14 protein-coding genes are annotated in these 19,971 nt (G+C 56.0%); all 14 read right to left on the bottom strand.

Annotation, left to right across the window (positions count from 1 at the left end; genetic code table 11):
* Window positions 1–97 precede the first annotated feature (97 nt).
* Window positions 98–1,990, bottom strand: coding sequence for a D-alanyl-D-alanine carboxypeptidase family protein (locus BR86_RS0106805; protein ID WP_051684649.1), 1,893 nt, complete (start codon window positions 1,988–1,990; stop codon window positions 98–100).
* A gap of 2 nt (window positions 1,991–1,992) precedes the next feature.
* Window positions 1,993–2,949 carry a glycosyltransferase family 2 protein gene (locus tag BR86_RS0106795; RefSeq protein ID WP_031472422.1) on the bottom strand — a complete coding sequence of 319 codons (957 nt, stop codon included), beginning with the start codon at window positions 2,947–2,949 and terminating at the stop codon, window positions 1,993–1,995.
* A gap of 4 nt (window positions 2,950–2,953) precedes the next feature.
* Window positions 2,954–3,793 carry a LicD family protein gene (locus BR86_RS0106790; RefSeq protein WP_031472420.1) on the bottom strand — a complete coding sequence of 280 codons (840 nt, stop codon included), beginning with the start codon at window positions 3,791–3,793 and terminating at the stop codon, window positions 2,954–2,956.
* 186 nt (window positions 3,794–3,979) lie between these two features.
* Entirely contained in the window at window positions 3,980–5,311 is a 1,332-nt protein-coding gene (gene rfbH, locus BR86_RS0106785; protein ID WP_031472418.1) for a lipopolysaccharide biosynthesis protein RfbH, read from the bottom strand.
* A gap of 62 nt (window positions 5,312–5,373) precedes the next feature.
* Window positions 5,374–6,438 carry a CDP-glucose 4,6-dehydratase gene (rfbG, locus tag BR86_RS0106780; RefSeq protein WP_334291605.1) on the bottom strand — a complete coding sequence of 355 codons (1,065 nt, stop codon included), beginning with the start codon at window positions 6,436–6,438 and terminating at the stop codon, window positions 5,374–5,376.
* Window positions 6,435–7,208 (bottom strand): glucose-1-phosphate cytidylyltransferase, encoded by a 774-nt coding sequence (gene rfbF, locus BR86_RS0106775; RefSeq protein WP_031472414.1) that lies wholly within the window; start codon window positions 7,206–7,208, stop codon window positions 6,435–6,437. The genes rfbG and rfbF overlap by 4 nt, the downstream gene beginning before the upstream one ends.
* Window positions 7,209–7,322: 114 nt before the next feature.
* Entirely contained in the window at window positions 7,323–8,726 is a 1,404-nt protein-coding gene (locus BR86_RS0106770) for a hypothetical protein (RefSeq protein WP_031472412.1), read from the bottom strand.
* Window positions 8,723–9,808 (bottom strand): aldose epimerase family protein, encoded by a 1,086-nt coding sequence (locus BR86_RS0106765; protein ID WP_031472410.1) that lies wholly within the window; start codon window positions 9,806–9,808, stop codon window positions 8,723–8,725. The genes BR86_RS0106770 and BR86_RS0106765 overlap by 4 nt, the downstream gene beginning before the upstream one ends.
* On the bottom strand, window positions 9,809–11,788 hold the full coding sequence (locus BR86_RS0106760) for a B12-binding domain-containing radical SAM protein (RefSeq protein WP_038288126.1): 1,980 nt from the start codon (window positions 11,786–11,788) through the stop codon (window positions 9,809–9,811). It abuts the gene before it with no gap.
* The gene (locus BR86_RS0106755; RefSeq protein WP_031472406.1) at window positions 11,785–12,426 is read right to left on the bottom strand and encodes a D-sedoheptulose-7-phosphate isomerase; all 642 of its coding nucleotides are present in this window, start codon (window positions 12,424–12,426) and stop codon (window positions 11,785–11,787) included. Before BR86_RS0106755 ends, BR86_RS0106760 begins: the two co-directional genes overlap by 4 nt.
* Complete coding sequence (locus BR86_RS0106750) at window positions 12,423–14,804, bottom strand: hypothetical protein (protein WP_051684648.1); 2,382 nt, start codon at window positions 14,802–14,804, stop codon at window positions 12,423–12,425. The genes BR86_RS0106755 and BR86_RS0106750 overlap by 4 nt, the downstream gene beginning before the upstream one ends.
* Window positions 14,805–14,978: 174 nt before the next feature.
* A complete protein-coding gene (locus BR86_RS0106745; RefSeq protein WP_031472402.1) occupies window positions 14,979–15,704 on the bottom strand; it encodes a D-glycero-alpha-D-manno-heptose-1,7-bisphosphate 7-phosphatase in 726 nt (241 codons plus the stop codon).
* Window positions 15,705–15,743: 39 nt separating this feature from the next.
* A complete protein-coding gene (locus tag BR86_RS0106740) occupies window positions 15,744–16,457 on the bottom strand; it encodes a nucleotidyltransferase family protein (protein WP_031472400.1) in 714 nt (237 codons plus the stop codon).
* Between the two features lie 144 nt (window positions 16,458–16,601).
* On the bottom strand, window positions 16,602–19,844 hold the full coding sequence (locus BR86_RS14605; protein ID WP_408644331.1) for a glycosyltransferase: 3,243 nt from the start codon (window positions 19,842–19,844) through the stop codon (window positions 16,602–16,604).
* Between the last annotated feature and the right edge of the window lie 127 nt (window positions 19,845–19,971).

Genomic DNA, 19,971 nt, shown 5'->3' with positions numbered 1-19,971 from the left:
AAATGCATTCCTGCAAAAACTATTCGGTATTATATACTATCCGCACTTTGGTTGTCAGCAGATTACGAAAAAGTTCAAGAAATCTTCATACATACGGTTATTTCTTCTCCGGATCCGATCCGGAGATCAGTTCTCCGTCCATACCGAAATCTTCATCCAGAAAACCGTCCTCCGGATTTTCCGGTGCTTCTCTTTTCAAGGTGTCTGTCTGCCGATCCGCCGCGTGGGTTCCGACGGCGTTCTTCTCCCCGCGGCTTCTCCGGCGGCGGCCGACCATTTCCGCAAACTCTTCCTCACTGACGCCCATTTCTCTGAGACGTGCACGGCGCCGTTCAAGCCTTTCATTCTCTCTGCGCTTTTGGGCGCTATAAGTAAAAAAAGCAATTACCGTCAGAATCGCAAGTCCGGCCACGGCGGCGATGGCGATAATTCCCGGAACGGACAGGTTCCGGACCGCGTCCCCGATCCCGGCGAAGAAACTGCCGATTCCTTTTGCCGCTCTGAGAAAAATGTTTTCACCCGATTCCGTTTTTGTCCCGTGTGTTCCTTTCGTCCCGGCCGAAACCGTCTCCTTTGTCCGGAGAGACTCGGCCGTCACATAGGCACCGCCGGTGACGCGGTCGCGATAACTGTACCGGATGTAAGCCGCCGCGCCGTCCGGCGCGGAAGCCGGCATATCCTCTCCCGTGAGAACGGTTCGTTCAAGGTCCGTCACACTCAGATTCTTCGGAACCGTCATCACCGCTTCTTCCACAGAAAGATCCGCCGCATCATACGTGCTGTCCCCCAGCGTCACATTGCCGGATGCCTGCGAGATCGCAGTCTCCTGCTCCGCAACCGGAACGTTGTCAAACCGGTTGAATCCGAATTCCAGAAGATTGATCGTATCGGTGTAATGGGTCTTCTGCCGGGATTTCATTGTAACCGCGATGAGTCTGCGGCCCTCTTTCTCGGCATAGGTGACCAGGGTCTGTCCCGCAATCGACGTGTATCCGGTCTTTCCGGCCACCGCGAAAGGATAATAGTTCTCACTGTTCGGATCCTCCGTGATCAGGAGTTTGTGCTCCATTTTCACGTTGATTCCGTTCGGATTGTTTTTCGTCGGCGTGGTGATCTTATGGGAACGGGTGCTTCCGATCTCCAGAAGCCGCTCGTTCCGGTACGCCGCCATGCCGATGAGTGCCATATCATAGCAGCTGGTCAGCTGAGTATCGTCATTCAATCCCGACGGGTTCGCAAAATGGCTGTCACTGCATCCGAGCTCCGCCACCTTGTCGTTCATCATCCGGACAAATTCCTCGCGGGTCCCGCCCACATACTCGGCCAGCGCATTCGCCGACTGATTCGAGGACGCCAGAAGCAGCAGATAGAGCGCGTCACGCACCGAGAGGGAATCGCCCTCGTCGAGTCCGTATTTGTTGCCGCTGCCGGCTTCCGTATTGTATATCGCATCATGCGAATACGGAATCATCTGATCCAGATTATCGACATGCTCCAGCACAACCAGTGCCGTCAGGATCTTGGTGATCGAGGCCGGCGCTTTCTGCTGATGCATGTTCTGTCCGAACAGCACGCAGCCGGAGTCCACATCGACCACAACGCCCGCCTCCGAGAAGATCCCCGTGTCGGACGGCCATGCCTGCGAATCCTCTGTCACTTCCAGTGCCGCCGTCTCCGCCGCCTGTGCCGCAATCGACGCAACCGCCGCGGAGGCTTCCTCCCCGGTTCCCGCCGTTGCCGCGGCCTGTGCCGCGATCGAGGCAACCCGGGCCGACTGTGCCTGCTGCGGAGACGTTCCGTACAGCGCCTTCGTCGCAGCCTCCGCCGTTTCGGAGGAAGAACGCGCCTCACTTCCGTTTTGCGCTGCCGCGGATGCCGCTCCGGTCTCCGGAGCAGCAAAAACAGCGGCAGGAGTCGCTGACACTGTCAGAATTCCTGCTGCCGAGAGAATCCACAGATATCGTTTCCAGTGAAATAGATTTGACTTCAAAATCAGCTGTCCTCTTTCTCGTCCATATTCATTGTGTCATGCACAATGTAGATCGGGCGATCCTTCAGCTCGCTGAACAGGATCGCGATGTACTCTCCGATGATGCCCACCACAAAAAACAGCATGGCAAACATGAAACAGAGTGCAACAACGATCGTTGCGTATCCGTTCGGCGTTCCGTTCACCACATGACTCCAGATCGTGTAGACCATCAGGATCAGTCCCAGAAAGCCCACAAACAGGCCGGAGTATGTGCCGAGACGGAGCGGCAGATCGGAAAAACACAGAATAGTGTTGATGGAAAACCGGAACAAACGCCGGATACTGTATTTGCTGTGTCCGGCCACGCGAGGCTTCGCCTCGTATGTCAGAACCTCCCGGCGAAAGCCGATATTCTGCACATAACCGCGCAGAAAACGCACCTTTTCCCGATAATTCTTCCGGAGAATCTCCGCCGGTTTTTGCGTGACCGCGAAGAAATCGGAGGCATTTTCCATCAGTTTTACATCCGATATATGATTGATCAGACGGTAAAATGCCGTCGATGTGACATTTTTGATCAAACCGGCCGAGCGGTTTTCCGTCCGGACCATGGTGATCACTTCCACGCCGTCGTCAAATCGGCGGATGATCTCCCGCGCCGCCTCCGGCGGGTGCTGAAGATCCGCGTCCATACAGAGGATGCCGTCGCCGTCTGCCATGTCAATGCCGGCGATCATCGCCGCCTCATGGCCGAAATTCCGGGAAAAATTGATCACCTTGATCTTCGGATTTTCGCCGGCAAACCGGCGCAGGATCTCCGGTGACCGGTCGGCGCTTCCGTCATTGACAAAGATCAGCTCATAATCCCAGGCGAGATCCTCAAAGACCGGCACCGCTGTCCGGGCAAATTCTTCCAGTGCCGCCTCTTCGTTATAAACCGAGACAACGATCGACAGCAGTTTTGTCTTGTTCTCCATCATTTTACTCCCAGAACGTAAAGTCGGAATGTTCCGGCACACGCTTTTCCTCCGGCGGCAGTTTCCTGTAGTCCCCGTACAGCTGCCGGAGCATCGGCTCATAGCCGGCCGCCACCGAGAGGACGGTGTCCTCAAACGGCACGTCCACCGACTCCCGGAACCAGGAGCTCTCCGCCGTGCAGTACATCCAGTCCGGCGCGTAATTGGTAAAGTACAGGTGTCTTGTCTTTTTCCGGAAATTCCAGAAAGACGCCGCTCTTCTCTGCAGTCCAAAGATCATCTTCATCGGGATCCGCTTTCCGATCCCGGCAAGAATCTTTACTCTTATGCGGTCTGCCGCAGAGTATTTGGAATAATCCAGCTCCCGGCGGTGTCCCATCGCAAGACCGTAGACGATCTTCTGGGACAGTCTGGACAGCCTGTCCAGAACGGGATTGTCCGGAATCCGGTCCATCGTGAAAATATCGATCCAGAGGTGGTTGAGTTTCCCCTCATAAAACCGCATTTCTTCATTGTCCGGATAACGGCGGCTGTTTTGATAGATGAGGCGCGCAGTGAAGTCGTAGAATGCCGTCCCGCCGCGAAAATCCTCGGGCCGGAGGAGGTCGATCCCCTCCGGAAGTTCATCTTTTGCGATCCGCAGAAACCGCTCGTAATCTCTCCTTGGCATCGCGATATCCACGTCATCGTCCCATGGAATAAACCCCTTATGGCGTATCGCGCCGAGAAGCGTCCCCGCGTCGAGAAAATACCGGATCCGGTATTTCCGGCAGATCCGGTCAATCTCCTTCAGCATCTTCAGGTTGGCGGCGTGCACCTCCGTCAGATCAAACTTCTGCTGCATTTTTCTCTCCTCCGAGATCAGGCCCAGGCCGGTTTTCTCCGTACCCGGATCTGATCCGTCAATGAAGTTTGAAAATGTACGTTCAAACTTTGTCTCTCCGGCTCAGGCAGCCAATTCAGGCTGCCTGTCTGAGCGGCCCTCCGAACTGGAAAGGTCTGAAAAGTCACCTTCCGGCTTTTGGGGCATTCAGGCTTTGACCGCGTCCCGCAGAACCTGAGCCATATAATCAATCTTCTCATCGGTCATGCCCGGATATACGCCGACCCAGAAGGTGTCGCGCATGATGCGGTCTGTCGTCTCCAGCGAGCCGACAACGCGGTAGCCCTCCCCGCTCTTTCTCATCTCGTCGAAACACGGATGCTTGATGAGATTTCCGGCAAACAGCATTCTGGTCTGAACGCCGTGCGCTTCCACATACGGAACGATCCTGTTGCGGTCCACGCCTTCCCGGCATGTGATCAGGAAACCGAACCAGTCCGGATCGGAGTGCTCACAGGCTTCCGGAAGGATGTAATAGTCCTCCAGGCCCTTCAGAGCGGCTCTGAGTCTCGCATGGTTGTGCCGTCTGCGGTCCGCAAAACCCGGCATCTTCTCCAGCTGTGCACAGCCGACCGCCGCCTGCATATCGGTTGCCTTCAGATTGTATCCAAAATGAGAGTACACATACTTGTGATCGTATCCGGCCGGCAGTTCGCCGTACTGTCCGTCAAACCGGTGATGGCAGGTGTCATCCTGTCCCGGCGGACATACACAGTCCCGTCCCCAGTCACGGAAGGATTTCGCGATGCGCGCCAGCAGCGGATTGTCCGTATAGACGGCTCCGCCCTCCCCCATGGTCATGTGGTGCGGCGGGTAGAAGCTCGATGTGCCGATGTCGCCAATCGTGCCGGTGTATTTCATCTCGCCGTCAATCTCATAGCGGCTGCACAGCGCGTCGCAGTTGTCCTCAACCAGCCACAGTCCGTGCTTTGTACAGAAATCTTTTACCGCCTTCAGGTCGAACGGATTGCCGAGAGTGTGCGCGATCATGACCGCTTTGGTCTTTTCGGACAGCGCCTCCTCCAGTCTGGTGACGTCAATGTTGTACTGCGGAATGGTGACATCCACGAATACCGGCACCGCGCCGTACTGAATCATCGGGGTTACGGTAGTCGGGAAGCCGGCAGCGACGGTGATGACCTCATCTCCGCGCTTGACACGGCGGTCGCCGAGCAGCGGGCTGGTCAGCGTCATAAAGGCGAGAAGGTTGGCGGAGGAACCGGAATTCACAAGTGCCGCATAGCGCACACCGAGAAGATCCGCGAGTCCCTTCTCGAACTGATCGGTCCAGTGTCCGCTGGTCAGCCAGAACTCCAGCGCGCTGTCCACGAGATTTACCATCTCATCGCCGTCATAGACGCGGGACGCATACGGAATCCGGTCACCTTCCTGAAAATCTTTCTTCTGATTGTGGTATTTATCGCAATAATCGCGCACGAGATCCAGAATCTCTTTTCGCGCTCTCTCCTGATCGGTCATATATATGCTCCTTTTTCAATATCGCGGTCCAGCGGACCTTACGCGCCGGGCGCTGTTTCTGTCTATTCAAAAAACGCGAGAATCTGACGGTCGGTCACGCCTCGCATATCGCTTCCGGCCCGGTCTTCCTTCGCCCACTCCACGGTCATGGCTACGGCCTGATCAATGTGGGTCTTCGGACTCCATCCAAAGGTCTTCTTTGCTTTCGAACAGTCCAGTTTGAGGAAGTTCGCCTCGTGCGGGCCGCCAACATAGCGGTTTTCCCAATGCATCTCCTCGCCCCAGTACTTGCAGAACAGATCGGCAATCTCGCCGGTGGTCACGCAGTCGCAGTCATCCGGTCCGACATTGTAACAGCCGGCCAGGGACGGATCTAGCTCCTGTCGCATCGCCGCCGTAAGATAGAGAAACAGCGGCTCCAACACATGCTGATAGGGCCTTGTCGAATACGGATTGCGGACAATGATGGCCTCTTTCTTTTCCGCCGCGCGGATGCAGTCCGGAATAATGCGGTCCGGAGCATAGTCTCCGCCGCCGATGACATTGCCGGCACGGCAGGTGGAAATGGTGAGGTCACGGGTTCCGTCACTGAAAAATGATCTCCGGTACGACGCCGTCACCAGCTCGGAACAGGACTTGCTGTTCGAGTACGGATCATAGCCGTCCAGCCGCTCATTTTCGCGGTAGCCGTACTCCCACTCCCGGTTCAGATACACCTTATCGGTGGTAACGTTGACAAAGGAACGCACCGACGGTGTCTGCCGGATGCTTTCGAGAATATTGACCGTTCCCATCACATTGGTCTCATAGGTGTATACCGGCGCCTGATAGGATTCCCGGACGATTGGCTGTGCCGCAAGATGAAACACGATCTCCGGCTGCGCCGCCTGCATTTCCCGCATCAGATGCTCCAGATCCCGGACATCGCCGGTCACCGAGTGCATCTCCTTCTCAAGTCCGAGTTTTGCGAACAGGGACGGATCGGTCGGCGGATTCAGGGAATATCCGGTCACATCCGCGCCGGCCAGAATCAGAATGCGGGAAAGCCAGGATCCCTTGAATCCGGTGTGTCCGGTGAGAAATACCTTTTTCCCTTTATAAAAATCAAATAATTCGCTCATATTCACTCCCAGATCTTCCACGGAGCATTGCCGGTGTCCCACATCTCCTGAAGCTGTCTGTGGTCACGCTGCGTATCCATGCATTTCCAGAAACCGGAGTGCTGGAATACCATCAGTTCGCCGTCTTTTGCCAGATGCTCCAGCGGCTCCTTCTCGAAGGAAGTCGAATCTCCTTCAATGTAATCAAAGACTTCCGGATTCATGACCATGAATCCGCCGTTGACGATCTTGCCGTCGTTGTCATTCTTCTCGCGGAATTCGCTGATATGACCGTCATCCTTCACCACCATGACGCCGAAACGCTGTCCGATATTCACGCCGGTGATGGTTGCGATCCGGCCGTGCTTTTTGTGGAACTCCACGAGCGCCTTCAGATCGACGTTGCTGACGCCGTCGCCGTAGGTCAGAAGGAACGGCTCATTGCCGATGTACTCCTGAATGCGCTTGATCCTTCCGCCGGTCATGGTGTTGAGACCGGTGTCGACCAGTGTCACCTTCCACGGCTCCGCATGCTTGCGGTGAACTTCCATGGAATTGTTCGCCAGGTCAAAGGTGACGTCGGACGTATGCAGGAAATAGTCTGCGAAATACTCCTTAACCACGTACTGCTTGTAACCCAGACAGATGACAAAGTCATTGTATCCGAACTGGGAATAATATTTCATGATATGCCAGAGGATCGGCTGCTCGCCGATCTCCACCATTGGTTTTGGTTTGAGGTAACTCTCTTCGCTGATTCGCGTTCCGAATCCGCCTGCAAGAATAACAACTTTCATTTGGTTCCTCCGAAAAAAGTACATAGATAATCTAATAATAAGCAGTTTGAAGCCCCGCTTCAAGCGCTTTATTGCAAATGCCGGTCCGGCGGCGATGGTGCTTTCTTATCTTCCTCAACGGAAAATGTTCAGCCGGTTTGCCTCCAGAATCCGCAGCGCCTCCCGGACTTTTGCCCCGGAATGCTGAAACTGCGCCGCGAGAACCTCGTCGGGTTCGTTCCGGTAATTTAATCCGACCTTCCGGGCGCGTTCCAGATACGCCTTCCGGTACGGCGCGGTCTCCAGCTCCTTATAGGTGGTCCAGAGACTTCCGGCACCAAAGACGAGGATCGCCATCGTCAGAAGAAACGCGTGCACGCCGCTGCGGCGGATCCGCGCCGCCATCGCGAAAGTCAGCACAATACCGATGACGCCCATCTTATACTGCAGCGCATACCGGGAGGACATGCCGTAATCCGGATTCATGAAAATCCAGCGGGACACGAGGATCAGCAGATGATTGAGGCCTCCGGACAGCACCATAATCAGCGGAAAAATGGTGTCGGCTGTGATCTTCATTTTCCAGTTCAGCCAGACTGCAGCCAGATATGCCAGAATCACCAGCCCGCCCAGAGCATAGACCATCCGCATGTGATTCTCGCTCCGGTTCATGAACCCGGTCACCTGATTCAGGCCGATCACATCGGAGGCAAATGCCTTCAGCAGAAACTGCACAAAGAACGACGGCGTCTCTTTCGCCACATCGAGCAGCGCCCGGTCCGTCGCGCCGCGGTGCTCATACACCGCGAAATGATTGCTCCAGAGATAGAGCGCAAGGCTTCCCACCGCCGCCGCCGCCGACAAAAACCACGCAAAAAAACGGTTCCGGCGGGTATGTCCCGTCTCTCTGGCATAGGTCTTTTTCCGGATCTCCCGGAACATCAGCCCGAGATATGTCAGGACTAAAATGACGGAATATCCGCCGCAGTAGGGCCCCGCGACCAGAGTATCCAACACGAGGGGGATCAGACAGAGAAGAAAGACATCCTTCCCGCTCACCTCGCCGCGGGACGCCGCGATCCGGTCGATCAGCACGAAGTGTCCGATAAAGCCGGAGATGGAAAGAAAGCAGACCCAGCCGGTTCCGTTCGTGATCATTTCCCACTGATTCAGCCCGAAATACAGAACCGACAGGAATACCCAGAGGATCCACATCGCGAAGCCGCCCTGCCGCTGCATATAGCGGGCCATGGCAAAGCCTCCGAGTCCCAGGGAGAGAACCCCCAGAGAAATGTCGAAGAGTGTGCTGTATCCGAAGAACTTCACGTTGACGATCCGCGCGAGATATGTCACGGGCACGCGGGTCAGAATGTCCGGAACCAGAAATTTATCCGGGTTCATCACATCCGGCAGATACGAGAGGATCAGCCGGACGTAGTCCGTATATGCCACATCCAGGCAGGCGGTTCTGACGTAATAAAAGCAGAATACCAGTCCCGCCAGCACCGGGATGAGATATGCAAGCTGTTTTTTTGTCATACGTCCGCATTCTCCTGTTCCGCCGCAAACCGGAAAGAAGTCTCCGTTGTCACCACATCCCCCGCCTTCACATACGAATTGCGGTATTTCGCGAACTTCGGCTCATTCACTACGTTCGGGAAGTATTGTGTCTCAAAGCAGGCGCCGGCGTGCGGCAGGTAAATCGAGAGATTCTTTCCCGGAAGCCTGGTTTTCAGCGTGTTCGCCGTGTAGAACTGCAGTCCCGGCAGATCCGTGGAAACCGTCATCCGGATTCCTGTCTTCGGGCTGAACATCTCCGCCACCGGAACCGGATTTCCCGCTTCCGTCTCCAGAATATAGTTGTGATCGTATCCTCCGCCGATCCGCAGCGCATCGTACGGAGTGTCAATATCCCGGCCAATGGGCTTCGGCATCCGGAAATCCATCGGCGTGTTGGCCACGCGCCGGATCTCACCGGTGGGGATCATATCCGGTCCCGTCGGCGTGTAGTAATGCGATACGATCTGCACTTCCTGATCCAGCACCGATCCGCTGTTATGACCGGAGAGATTGAAATAGCTGTGATTGGTAAAATTCACGATGGTATCCTCATCGGATACGGCCTCATAATGAATGGTCAGCGTATTCTCCTGATCGAGGGTATAGGTCACCGTCACGTCGAGATTTCCCGGAAACCCCTGTTCCATCGTGATCATCCGGGTGGTAAAGGATACTGCCGCCAGTGCCTCCGAGCTCTTATACTCTGCATGATAGAACATGGTTCCGGCACGCAGGCTTCCGCTGTGAAGATTGTTTTCGCCGTCATTTTTCTCCAGCTCATATACCTTCCCGTCAATGGTCACCTTTGCGCCGCCGATCCGGTTCGCGTTCCTCCCGACAAAACAGCCTATCGAGCCGGAATTCCGGATATATCCCTCCACGTCATCGTATCCGAGCACGACGTCCACCGGATTCCCGTCCCGGTCCGGAACAATCACGCGGACAAGAACCGCGCCGTAATCCGAGACGGACACCTCCATCCCGTGATCATTTTTCATGGTGTACAAATGCGCCATGTGACCGTCTTCCATGAGTCCGAAGGTCTCCTTAATGATCTCCATTCACATCCTCCTGTCCGTTCTGCTCTCTGTCCCCCGCGGTCCGGGCGTCATCCGGAGATCCGTCCGGATCACGTCCGCATTTCCGTTCAGCGGATCCCGTCTCCGATAATCGAAGAGAACCGTGATTCTGTCCACCGGGGTTTCCTCTTTATCCACATTTTCGTTTTTTTCATCCACGTTCCGGGAAAAACCGCCGTTTTTCACCGCCTCATTCAGCAGACGGACGACATACGGGTCCGTAAATGTCTCCGCATGGGTCATATGCTCCATCTGTCTGGAATCATACGCCTCATAACCTCGGAGGCGGCGCTCCGCTTCCGGAAGCGATGCCTCCCGGCGGAAGAACGCCCGCACACCGTCTTTTTCCTCCGCAGAGAGCGCTTCCCCCGCCCATTCCGGGCGGCGGCGGCTGTTCTCCCGGAGATAGAGATCCAGAAGAAAGAGCTCATCATACCGCTCTTTCTTATCCGGATCCCAGTTTTTCACAAATTCTCTCAGAATATCAATCCGCTGGATCCGCGAAAACGCCCGGCCGGTCAGATGATTCTCCCGGTAAAATTCCGAGAGCGCACGGAAGAAGTCGTACGGACTCCCCTTCGCGTCCGCCAGAAGACGCACGCTCGTGCTGAACTGGAAGCTGTTGTAATAAACTTCCGTCATCGCCTCTACGCCGCGCAGTTCGAGTATGTCCTCGTACGAAAGCCAGTTGGTCCGAAGCACTTCATAGGGCGCCTCCGGACTGCAGACGATGCCGTATTTGTCCGCGTCCCGGCACAGTGCGGAACCTTTCAGCAGCTTCAGAAAACCAAGCTGAAGCTGATCCGGCTTCATGCGGAAGATCTCGTCAAACGAATGGCGGAAACTGGCGAGATCTTCATACGGAAGCCCCGCGATCAGATCCAGATGGCAGTGGATATTGCCCGCCCGGTGAATCCGGTCCACATTGCGGTGCAGAATCCCAAGATCCATCACCCGGTCGATCGCCCGGATCGTATCCGGATTCACCGACTGAACCCCGATCTCCAGCTGAACCGCTCCCGACCGGAGTCCCGCGAGAACATCCATCTCATCCTCCCGCAGAAGATCCGCGCCGATCTCAAAATGAAAATTGGTTATCCCGTTGTCATGCTCCGCGATGTACTTCCAGATGGCCATGGCGTGCGCATGATTGCAGTTGAACGTGCGGTCCACGAATTTGACCTGCGGCACTTTCCGGTCTAAAAAGAACTGAAGTTCCGGAAGGACTTTCGAAAGGCTCCGAAACCTTGTCCGCTCGCTCACGGAGGAGAGGCAGTAGCTGCAGGAAAACGGGCAGCCCCTGCTCGTCTCATAATAGATGATCCGGTTTTCAAAGGCCCAGTCTCCGTTCCGCTGCAGAGTGTTTCTCAAATCATCCGGTTCTGCCATGTCCTGCGATTTCTCTGCATCCTGCGTTTTCTCCGCGTCCTGCGGTACCCCGCCGTAATTCAGTTCCGGGCAGTACACAAACGGAAGGTCATCCATCGCCACCGGCACCGCCGGTGCGTTCCGGTGAATCCTTCCGGTCTCATCGCGGAAAACCAGTCCCGGAATTCCGGACAGATCCTTCTCTCCCCGCAGGCAGGCAGCGATCAGTCCGTGAAAGCTCCGTTCGCCTTCCCCGACCATCACGCCGGTGCATTCCGGAAACTGTTTTAGAAATGATTCCGCTTCATAGGTCACATCCGGACCTCCCGCCCAGACCGGAACCTCCGGCAGAATCCGCCGGATATCGCGGATCAGACCGGAAACCATATTCCGATTCCAGATATAACAGGAAAAGCAGATGACGTCCGGCCGCTTCCGGTAGATATCTTCCAGAATGTCTTCCTTCCGCATGTTGATCGTGTACTCTCCGATCAGCGTCTCCACCGGCAGATCCCCTGTCATTTCCCGGAGGTACAAAACTGCCAGATTGGCATGGATATATTTGGCGTTGACCGCCGCCAGAAGCACTCTCATGCCTCAAAGAATTCCTCTTCCAGCATCAGGCATACCGCGTGATACACCGGAAGGTGAAGCTCCTGAATCTTATAGGTCTCCTGCTCCGGGACGACCACCGCTTCATCGCAGAGCGGCAGCATTTTCCCGCCGTCTCTTCCGAGAAGACCGATGACCTTCATGCCCAGCGCCTTTGCCATGACCGCCGCGCTGATCACATTGCCGGAGTTGCCGGAAGTGGAGATTCCGAGAAAGACATCGCCCGCCTTTCCGTATCCGCAGACCTGCTGCGCAAACCCGAGACTGCCGTCCACATCATTCAGAAATGCGGTGGTGAGCGCCGGGTGACCGTCAAGCGCAATGGTCGGCAGGCCCATCTGGATCCGGTCCGCCAGCTTTTCGCCGATCTCCGGTGAGACTTCGCAGAGCGACTTCCGGAGCGCATCCGGCACCGGACGTTTCTTCACAAATCCTTTCATGAGCTCGCCGGTGATGTGCTCGGCGTCCGACGCGCTTCCGCCGTTGCCGCCGATCAGCAGCTTTCCGCCATTCCGATAGGAATCCCGCAGGATCTCATACATTCCCCGCACATGATCCTTCTGCCCTTCCAGCACCGGATACCGCTCAATCAAATGATCCAGATATGCTTCCACTGTCATTGTCTTTCGTTCCTCCTGTTTTCGTCTTCCTTCGGCGCTTTTTTTACGAGATTCGCGTCAAAGGCCTGAAGATTTGCCTCTGCCTTTTCCGGTGAGACATGTTCCTTCACACGTTTCATCAGGCAGTTTCCGTTCTCAAAAATCAGATCATCCAGACATCCGGACCGGATCAGTCCGCGAAGGATCATCAGATTCCATTCCTCCTCATCGGAGGAAAAATATTCCCGTTCCGCAAAGACGTAGTCGGTCTTCGCATAATCCATATATTCTTCAAAACTCTCCGGGGTAAGGACCAGATCGACATTCCCCCACGGTTTTGTGATATCCTTGTACGCCTGCATCACACACGGGAACTGAAGCACAAACGGATGCTCGCCGAACGCGATGCAGCGGGCGGACGGATCCTCCGCCAGGATGTACCAGATGTTCTCGCTTCCGCGGCTCTTCATCCGTTCAAATTCTTCGCTGAGCTGGTTTTCCCGTCCCTTGTTCAGGAGTTTTACCGGTGTGAGTCCTTCCCGCATACTCCAGTTGGTCGTCACGGTCACCAGTGCCGCAAACAGAAGCATGGGAAATACCGCCATCCGGATCTGCGAGATCAGTCCCGTGCCGACCAGCTTGCGGAGGGCGACGCTGGCCCAGAAAATGATCATGCTGCAGAGCAGCATATAGTAATTTCCGTCAATCTGGTACAGCATGCACAGACTGATCATGCTGCACAGAAGCACCGGCCAGAAGATCACGTGATACGCGCGATGCAGAAGCTTCGTCCGCATTCCCGGAAATCTCCGGTGCGGTTTCCGGAACAGCCCGGAAAAAAGAATGATCACAAGGAACATGACCGGCAGCGCCGTCGCCCAGGCGATCGCCACGTGGTTCATGTCTTTTCCGTGCGGATAGATCAGGATATGAAATAAGCGGCGCAGAAGCACGATCCACGCCGGATCTGACTGATACGACTCCGGCAGCGCCGTCACCTTGAACGGATATTTCAGTTCAAAACCGAGTTTTGCAAAAATCGATGTGAACACACTGGTCACCGGCATTCCCGTGATCAGCCAGGTCCGCATCCAGATTCCAATCAGCGTCGCCGCCGGAAGAAGGAGGGCCGCCCATTCTCTCTTTTTTGCCCGCAGATCCATTTTCCCGGTCAGAATCAGAAAGACGCCCATCATGCCCATCATCGCGGTGGAGAACACCAGCGCGGAAGGCTTGAGCGACAGCGAGAGAAGAAACGCTGCTCCCGTCATCAGAAGCCAGAACGCATCCATCCGTTTTCTCCGCGGGCGCAGATATTTCCGTTCCGGACTCAGCCCTTCTCTCTTCGTCTCATACCCGCTCGAAAGATACCGGAAGAAGAACCCGATCATCAGGAGCTGTACATACCAGGTGATGATATCCGGCTTTCCGGCAAGGCTCATATTCGTGATCGCCGGCGTCGCCGCCGTAAACAGCGCCGCTGCGACCGCCATACGGACGCCGGCAAGCTTTTTTGCGATCCTCACCGTCTCCTGAAGGCCGGCGGCCAGAAACCACAGACTGATGCACAGATGATAGCTGTGACTGGCAAGACCGCTGAGCGGAAGCATCAGCGTCTCAAAACCCTTCGAGTAGACATAGACCATGCCCACCAGCCCCGGATTCTGATAAATGCTTCCGTTCACGAGAAGCACGTACTGAGACCGCATTCCGTACCAGAGTGTGTCATAGTCCAGCGCGATATTGATCCGGGCAGCCTGCAGCATGAGTATCCACAGGCAGAAGAGAAATTCCGGTCGGGGCAGATATTCCCTGCGAAGGCGGTGCTTCATTTCCCTTTTTTCCGGACCGGAGTCCCCTTTTCCGAACATCGCCGCAAAGTCCTTCCGCTGAAAAAAAGCGGCAAACACGCCGAGGGCAACGGCCGCGCCCCGAAGAACCGGAAGATATGCGACATTCGCCGCCGAGAGAATGCAGAACAGCGTGATGATCGCCGAAATACCGAACACAAGGTCCACGCCGGCCTGTTCCGGCCGGAATCCCGCGTCTTCCGAACCGTTCCGGACCCGCCGCCGGATCAGACGTCCGATCAGGATCATATCCGCAAAATACAGCCCCGACAGCAGCACCGGAAGAAGCACAACATGAAGGTAGAGCCAGATCAGAGAAATCGCCCCAACCGCGAGCAGGAATTTCCTCTTCTCCCGGAACCGTACCGCCGCCAGCGTGTACGCTGCGGCGAGAACGAGGAGCTGACCGATCTCCGAGAAGACAGCCGGCGTGCGGATCACCGCTGCCGCAATGCCGTCCGGCCCGTAGAGCGCAAATGAAGGGAGCGCAATTCCGAGAAATGCGGTCAGAAACAGCACTGCTCCCGTCAGTTTTTGCTTTTCCATCATAGCTCCCTTCTGTGTGATTGCCGTCGTATAGGTCTTTTGCCGGTGGTCATCTTTGCGGAATGTGTCGTTCCGTCAGAGTCCGCATCCCGCCGGGGCAGAATCCAGCCGTATCAGAATCCCGTCCGGGGCAGTCCCCCCTGGTCAGTGCCCCGCCGTGACTGAACCCCGCCCGGGTCAGCTTCCCGCCCGGGTCAGAATCCAGTCCGCGGCTTCCATCAGATTCTCCGCGTAATAATCGTATTTCCCGCTCTTTGGCGTGCCGTCCGGGCACAGCCCTTCCGTTTCCGCATCCTTTGCCCGGAGTTCCGCTCCATAGCCGGTTCCGACCAGAACCGAGCGGACGCCGAAGCGGTGTCCGGCCTCCGTGTCGATCAGCTTGTCGCCGATCATAAACGATCCCGTCTTATCAATCGCCGGCATCCGTCTGCGGTATTCCGCATACTCCTCCGCCGTGATGGTAACCGGAACCGCATACGGGTCAAATGAGATTCCGTCCGCCCCGCCGCGCACCGGCCAGCGTCCCATTGCAAGATCGTACTCCGCCTGCTCAAACATACCGGTTTCGGGCTTGCGGCAATGGCAGTCCTTCCGATACGCCCCGATCCCGTGCTCCGGGTGATGCGGGCAGTAGTAAAACGCGTCGATCGCCGCGCCTTCTTTTTCGAGAATCCCGTTAAAATACCGGTGAAACGCCGACACATCGGCTTCCGGATAATATCCTCTTCCGACGCCGGCCTGATTGGTCACCGCCACGAGGAGGAAGCCTGCTTCCTTCAGACGCCGGAGCGCCTGTTCCGTCCCCGGAATGATCCGGAGATCTTCCGGTCTGTGGAGGTAATTCACCTCTTCATTCAGCGTTCCGTCGCGATCCAGAAAGATCACGCCCGCGCCGTGCTGCATTTTGTCCAAGAGTCGTCCTTCCTGTGCCGAAAATCCGGCTCACCATATCACTTTTCCGTCTGCCGCATCGCGTCCGAAACGCGCATAGTCCTCCGGAACGCCGATGTCGATGAAATACCCTTTTTCCACGTATCCGCCGAGTTTCCGGCCTTCCTTCATCCAGAGCGGAATCATCTCATTCTCCAGAGAGACCTTTCCATCCGGAATGGCGTCGATCCGCTCCTTCGTAATGCAGTAGACGCCGCCGTTGATGGTACCGCGCCGCTCCTCGCCGCTCTTTTCATTGAACCCGGTAAGAATTCCGTCCGTCAGCACCGCCTCGCCGTAGCGGCGGATATCCGGCACCTCGCGCAGAACCAGTGCCATATCCAGATCCTGCTCTTCCGCGCAGGCAAAACACCGGGAATAATCCATCGCATAGAAGGTATCCGCATTCAGAACGAGAACCCGGTCAAAATCCGGATCCATCGCCTTGGCCGCATTTTTGATCGCGCCGGCCGTTCCGAGAAGTTCTTTCTCGTACGCATACCGCGCTTTCACGCCGAATTTCGAGCCGTCGCCGAAATACTCCTCAATCATCTCCCCGAGATAACCGACCGCAAAGGTGATCTCCCGGATTCCCTGTGACGCCAGCGCATGCACAAGGTACTCCGCGAACGGCTTTCCGTTCACGTCCGCCATCGGCTTCGGCCGGTCCGCCACAACGCTGCGGAGTCTCGTGCCGAGTCCGCCGGCCAACAGAATTGCTTTCATGTAATTATGCCTCTTCCTGCTTTATCTTCAAAATTCCCCGGCGCATCCCGCACGCCGGGCTTCGGCTTCTCCATCCCATCATTCCTGAGGGGATCTCTCAGACGTTGCGCTCGTACGCATCTGTGTTCATCTATCCGGTGAATGTCACGCTTTCGGCGTTTTTGCGCCGGCGATGCGAAAATCTTCCTCGATCACGCTCCAGGCCGCCTCCGTGGAGAAATTCTTCTTCACATAGTCCTGTGTGCCCTGCGCCATGCGTGCAAGAGCCTCCGGATCCTGATAGAGTTTTACGACCGCGTCCGCAAATGCCGCCGGATCGTCTTCCACGCGGAGAACCGTCTCCACCTCCGGAATTCCCTCCGCGCCGACCGATGTCGTGATGATCGGCATACCGTTATAGAGTGCCTCAACCACCTTGCCCTTGACGCCCGCACCGTACCGGAGCGGAACCACATCAATCCGGGTGGTCTCATAGAGTTCCCCGAGACGTTCCTCCGAGACAAATCCCTCGACTATGACGCCGTTCTCCGGATCATGAAGTGCCTTGATCTCATCGGTCGCCTTGGAGCCGACAATATGGAATTTCACCTCCGGAAGCGCCTCGTGAATCTCCGGCCATACATGGTCCATAAACCACAGAACCGCATCGGCATTCGGCGGATGCGCAAAGCCTCCGACAAACAGGAGACCTTCCCTCTTTTCGAAGTCGAGGTTCAGTTTCTCCTTGAATTCGTCATAGACATACGCGGTGATCGCCCTCGCCGGAATCTCCGGATCCTGCGCATGGATCGCGTCGATCTCGACCTGCGACGGATAATAGCTGATCGCAACCTTGTGCATCAGCGTAAATTCCACCGATTTCCAGTATTCGGACTCCGTTCTCTTCTTCACGTCACCCGAGAGCTCATACTCCCGGTAGAGACGCATAAAATGAAGGTCATGCCCGTAGAAGATCATGGAAATGTTCGTGTGTTCCGCGATAAAGTCCACATATTTTGTCGCGATGTGCGGACGGTTGAGATACGCGACCGCAATGTCGTTCTGGTGTTTCTCCAGCCAGTCCCAGATACCGGTCTCATACTCCGCTCCGTAGAGCACCTCGATTCCCATCTGCTCAAGCGCGGTCGTGTACGGCTCCTCGTGCAGGAAGTTGTCGCCCAGGAATTTTACCTGATAGCCTTCCTGAAGGAACATTTTTAAATACTGGAACGTCGTCTTCGAACCGGCGTCACGGTCATAGGTCGGCACATAGTGGTCAACCACAAGGATCATCGGCTTGCCCATGCTGCGCTCACGCGCGCGGAACGGATCCGGATTCCCGGTGTTTTCACACTGATGCGCGAAGACATCCTTCCACTTTTCTTTCAGTTTCCGGCTGTTCTCCACCTGATAGCGCTTGAGTCCCGTACCGTTGACATCGGTTCCGTTCGATACGCCCTCAAAGTGAATGACCTTGGAAAGCGGCTGATAGACCACCCGTTTTCCATGACGTCTGACCTCAAACGCCAGATCGGAATCCTCACAGTACGCCGGCGCAAACCGGTCGTCAAAACCGCCGATTTCCTTCCAGAGCGCGGTTGAGAGAAGAATAGCCGCGCCGGAGATATAGTCAACGTCCTTGACGTAATTGTACTCGGGCTTATCCGGATTATCGAGACGGCCGTAGTTCCAGCCGGAACCGTCGCTCCAGATGATGCCGCCGGCTTCCTGCAGCCGGCCGTCCGGATAGACGAGTTTTGAACCCACCATGCCGATGCTGTCATCCGACTCGATGAGATGCACAAGACTCGAAAGCCATCCCTCCGTCACCTGGGTGTCGTTGTTCAGGAACATCACATATTTTCCGCGGGCTGACTTCGCCGCATTGTTGCAGTTGCGAAGGAATCCCTGGTTCGTGGCATTCCGGCAGATCACCACATTGTCCACAAACTCCGTAAGATGCTCCGTCGCATCCTTCGACACGTCGTCCGCGATGATCACCTCATACGTCACATCCGTAGTATGTTCCAGAATGGACTGCAGACAGAGGTAGGTGTAATGGATCTGATTGTATACCGGAATCACGATGGAAACCGTCGGATTCTCATAATACGGCAGCCGGATCTTTCCGTATGTGCGGTACTCCGCGCCGATCTCAAAATCTCCTTTGACGAGGTTTTTACCCTCTTCCGTTGTGAGAAGACGGATTCCCTCCGCCGGATTCAGAATTCCGCGCTTGATGTAGCCGAGGCGCTTTCTGCCTGCCGATCCCTGGGGATACAGGCGGTTGAACGCTTTTCCGAGTTTTCTCTTCCCCTTGAAGATCAGCGCTTCGTGGCGGTTCAGATATGTCAGCGTCTTCGCCATCTCCCCGTTTTCATGGCGGAGCGCATCGATGATGGCGGTCAGATTCGTCACATGGTTGTTGGTGAGTCTCTGCACCTCGCGGACCTTCTTCAGCTCCGTGTCCTTGGCGGAAAGCTCCGCCTTCAGCTGCTCCACCCGCTCTTTCAGCTCGTCGCGCTCATGATGGACCTGCGCCAGATCGCGGATGGTCCGGGTCGGAACAATGTATTTTTCCTGCAGGTCGTACTGATCTGCGCTGTGAACGTGCGCCTGGAAGCCGCGCTCCATCTTCCGGTAGAGATCCAGCAGTTCCGGTTCAGTGCGGACAAACTCCGGAAAATGTCCCAGAAATTCTTCCTCGGTCATGCCGCTGAAAAAGCCCTGCAGCATCTGCTTACAGTAGGATAAAATGCGGTATTTCACAAATCCGGCCGGAACCGGGAAAAGGAACACCCACTCATAGTCCAGCGCGTACATGCCGTCCTTTGTGCGGATCATATTCGCAAAGAGCGCATCGATATTGGACGCCGCCCACGATTCATCTGCCAGCAGTGCCTCCAGTTCCTCCCGCGTGCGGTGCGGATTCTCTTTTCCTTCCGCATTGGTGCGCTCAAACGGATCAAACAGCTCTCCGGAAGCGCCGAACACGTTCAGAAACGAATCGGTCAGCCGGAACGGTCCTGTCTTCTCCGGTGCCACGCGGAAGATGTCCGCCGCATAGGACCGGATGATGTCGAACACTGCGGAGAGATCGCCCTGCGCATCCGCTCCGTCGGCATTTCCCTCACCGAGCGCATTTCCGATTTTCTCTGTGATGATCTCCGAGAGAGTCTCTCCTTCCAAATACGGGAAGCGGGCACTCATGCCATCCGCAATGATTTCCGGCTTCGCATAGTGAAGCTCCGCATTCTGCTCCGAGAGCAGGCGGTATTTCTCCGCAAACGATGTGATGTGATCTCTTCCCTCCGGGCAGAGGGCGGTCTTTACGACATTCCGCTCCGGGCGCTCATAGATCTCTGTCTTGATCTGATATGCCGCCTCACGGGTACTGTTATACTTGATATAGGCCGGAAGCTCACGGTCCGACGCGGCATTCACCGGAGATTCACCGGCCCGCGTCTTCTGCCACACGGCGAGATAGGAATTGGCAAAATCCGGGAATTTGCCGTCTTCCACGGTCTTCTCAAAC

Origin of the sequence: [Clostridium] aminophilum DSM 10710 (genome assembly GCF_000711825.1) — a bacterium.
Classification (GTDB): Bacteria; Bacillota; Clostridia; order Lachnospirales; family Lachnospiraceae; genus Clostridium_R; species Clostridium_R aminophilum.
This window is presented reverse-complemented; position numbering and strand designations above follow the sequence as displayed.

Coding starts and splice junctions, on each gene's coding strand:
- BR86_RS0106790 (WP_031472420.1), bottom strand. CDS start 3,793: ATGCAGCAGAAGTTTGATCTGACGGAGGTGCACGCCGCCAACCTGAAG.
- BR86_RS0106740 (WP_031472400.1), bottom strand. CDS start 16,457: ATGAAAGCAATTCTGTTGGCCGGCGGACTCGGCACGAGACTCCGCAGC.
- BR86_RS0106755 (WP_031472406.1), bottom strand. CDS start 12,426: ATGACAGTGGAAGCATATCTGGATCATTTGATTGAGCGGTATCCGGTG.
- BR86_RS0106760 (WP_038288126.1), bottom strand. CDS start 11,788: ATGAGAGTGCTTCTGGCGGCGGTCAACGCCAAATATATCCATGCCAAT.
- BR86_RS0106765 (WP_031472410.1), bottom strand. CDS start 9,808: ATGGAGATCATTAAGGAGACCTTCGGACTCATGGAAGACGGTCACATG.
- BR86_RS0106750 (WP_051684648.1), bottom strand. CDS start 14,804: ATGATGGAAAAGCAAAAACTGACGGGAGCAGTGCTGTTTCTGACCGCA.
- BR86_RS0106770 (WP_031472412.1), bottom strand. CDS start 8,726: ATGACAAAAAAACAGCTTGCATATCTCATCCCGGTGCTGGCGGGACTG.
- BR86_RS0106745 (WP_031472402.1), bottom strand. CDS start 15,704: ATGCAGCACGGCGCGGGCGTGATCTTTCTGGATCGCGACGGAACGCTG.
- rfbH (WP_031472418.1), bottom strand. CDS start 5,311: ATGACCGATCAGGAGAGAGCGCGAAAAGAGATTCTGGATCTCGTGCGC.
- BR86_RS0106795 (WP_031472422.1), bottom strand. CDS start 2,949: ATGGAGAACAAGACAAAACTGCTGTCGATCGTTGTCTCGGTTTATAAC.
- rfbF (WP_031472414.1), bottom strand. CDS start 7,208: ATGAAAGTTGTTATTCTTGCAGGCGGATTCGGAACGCGAATCAGCGAA.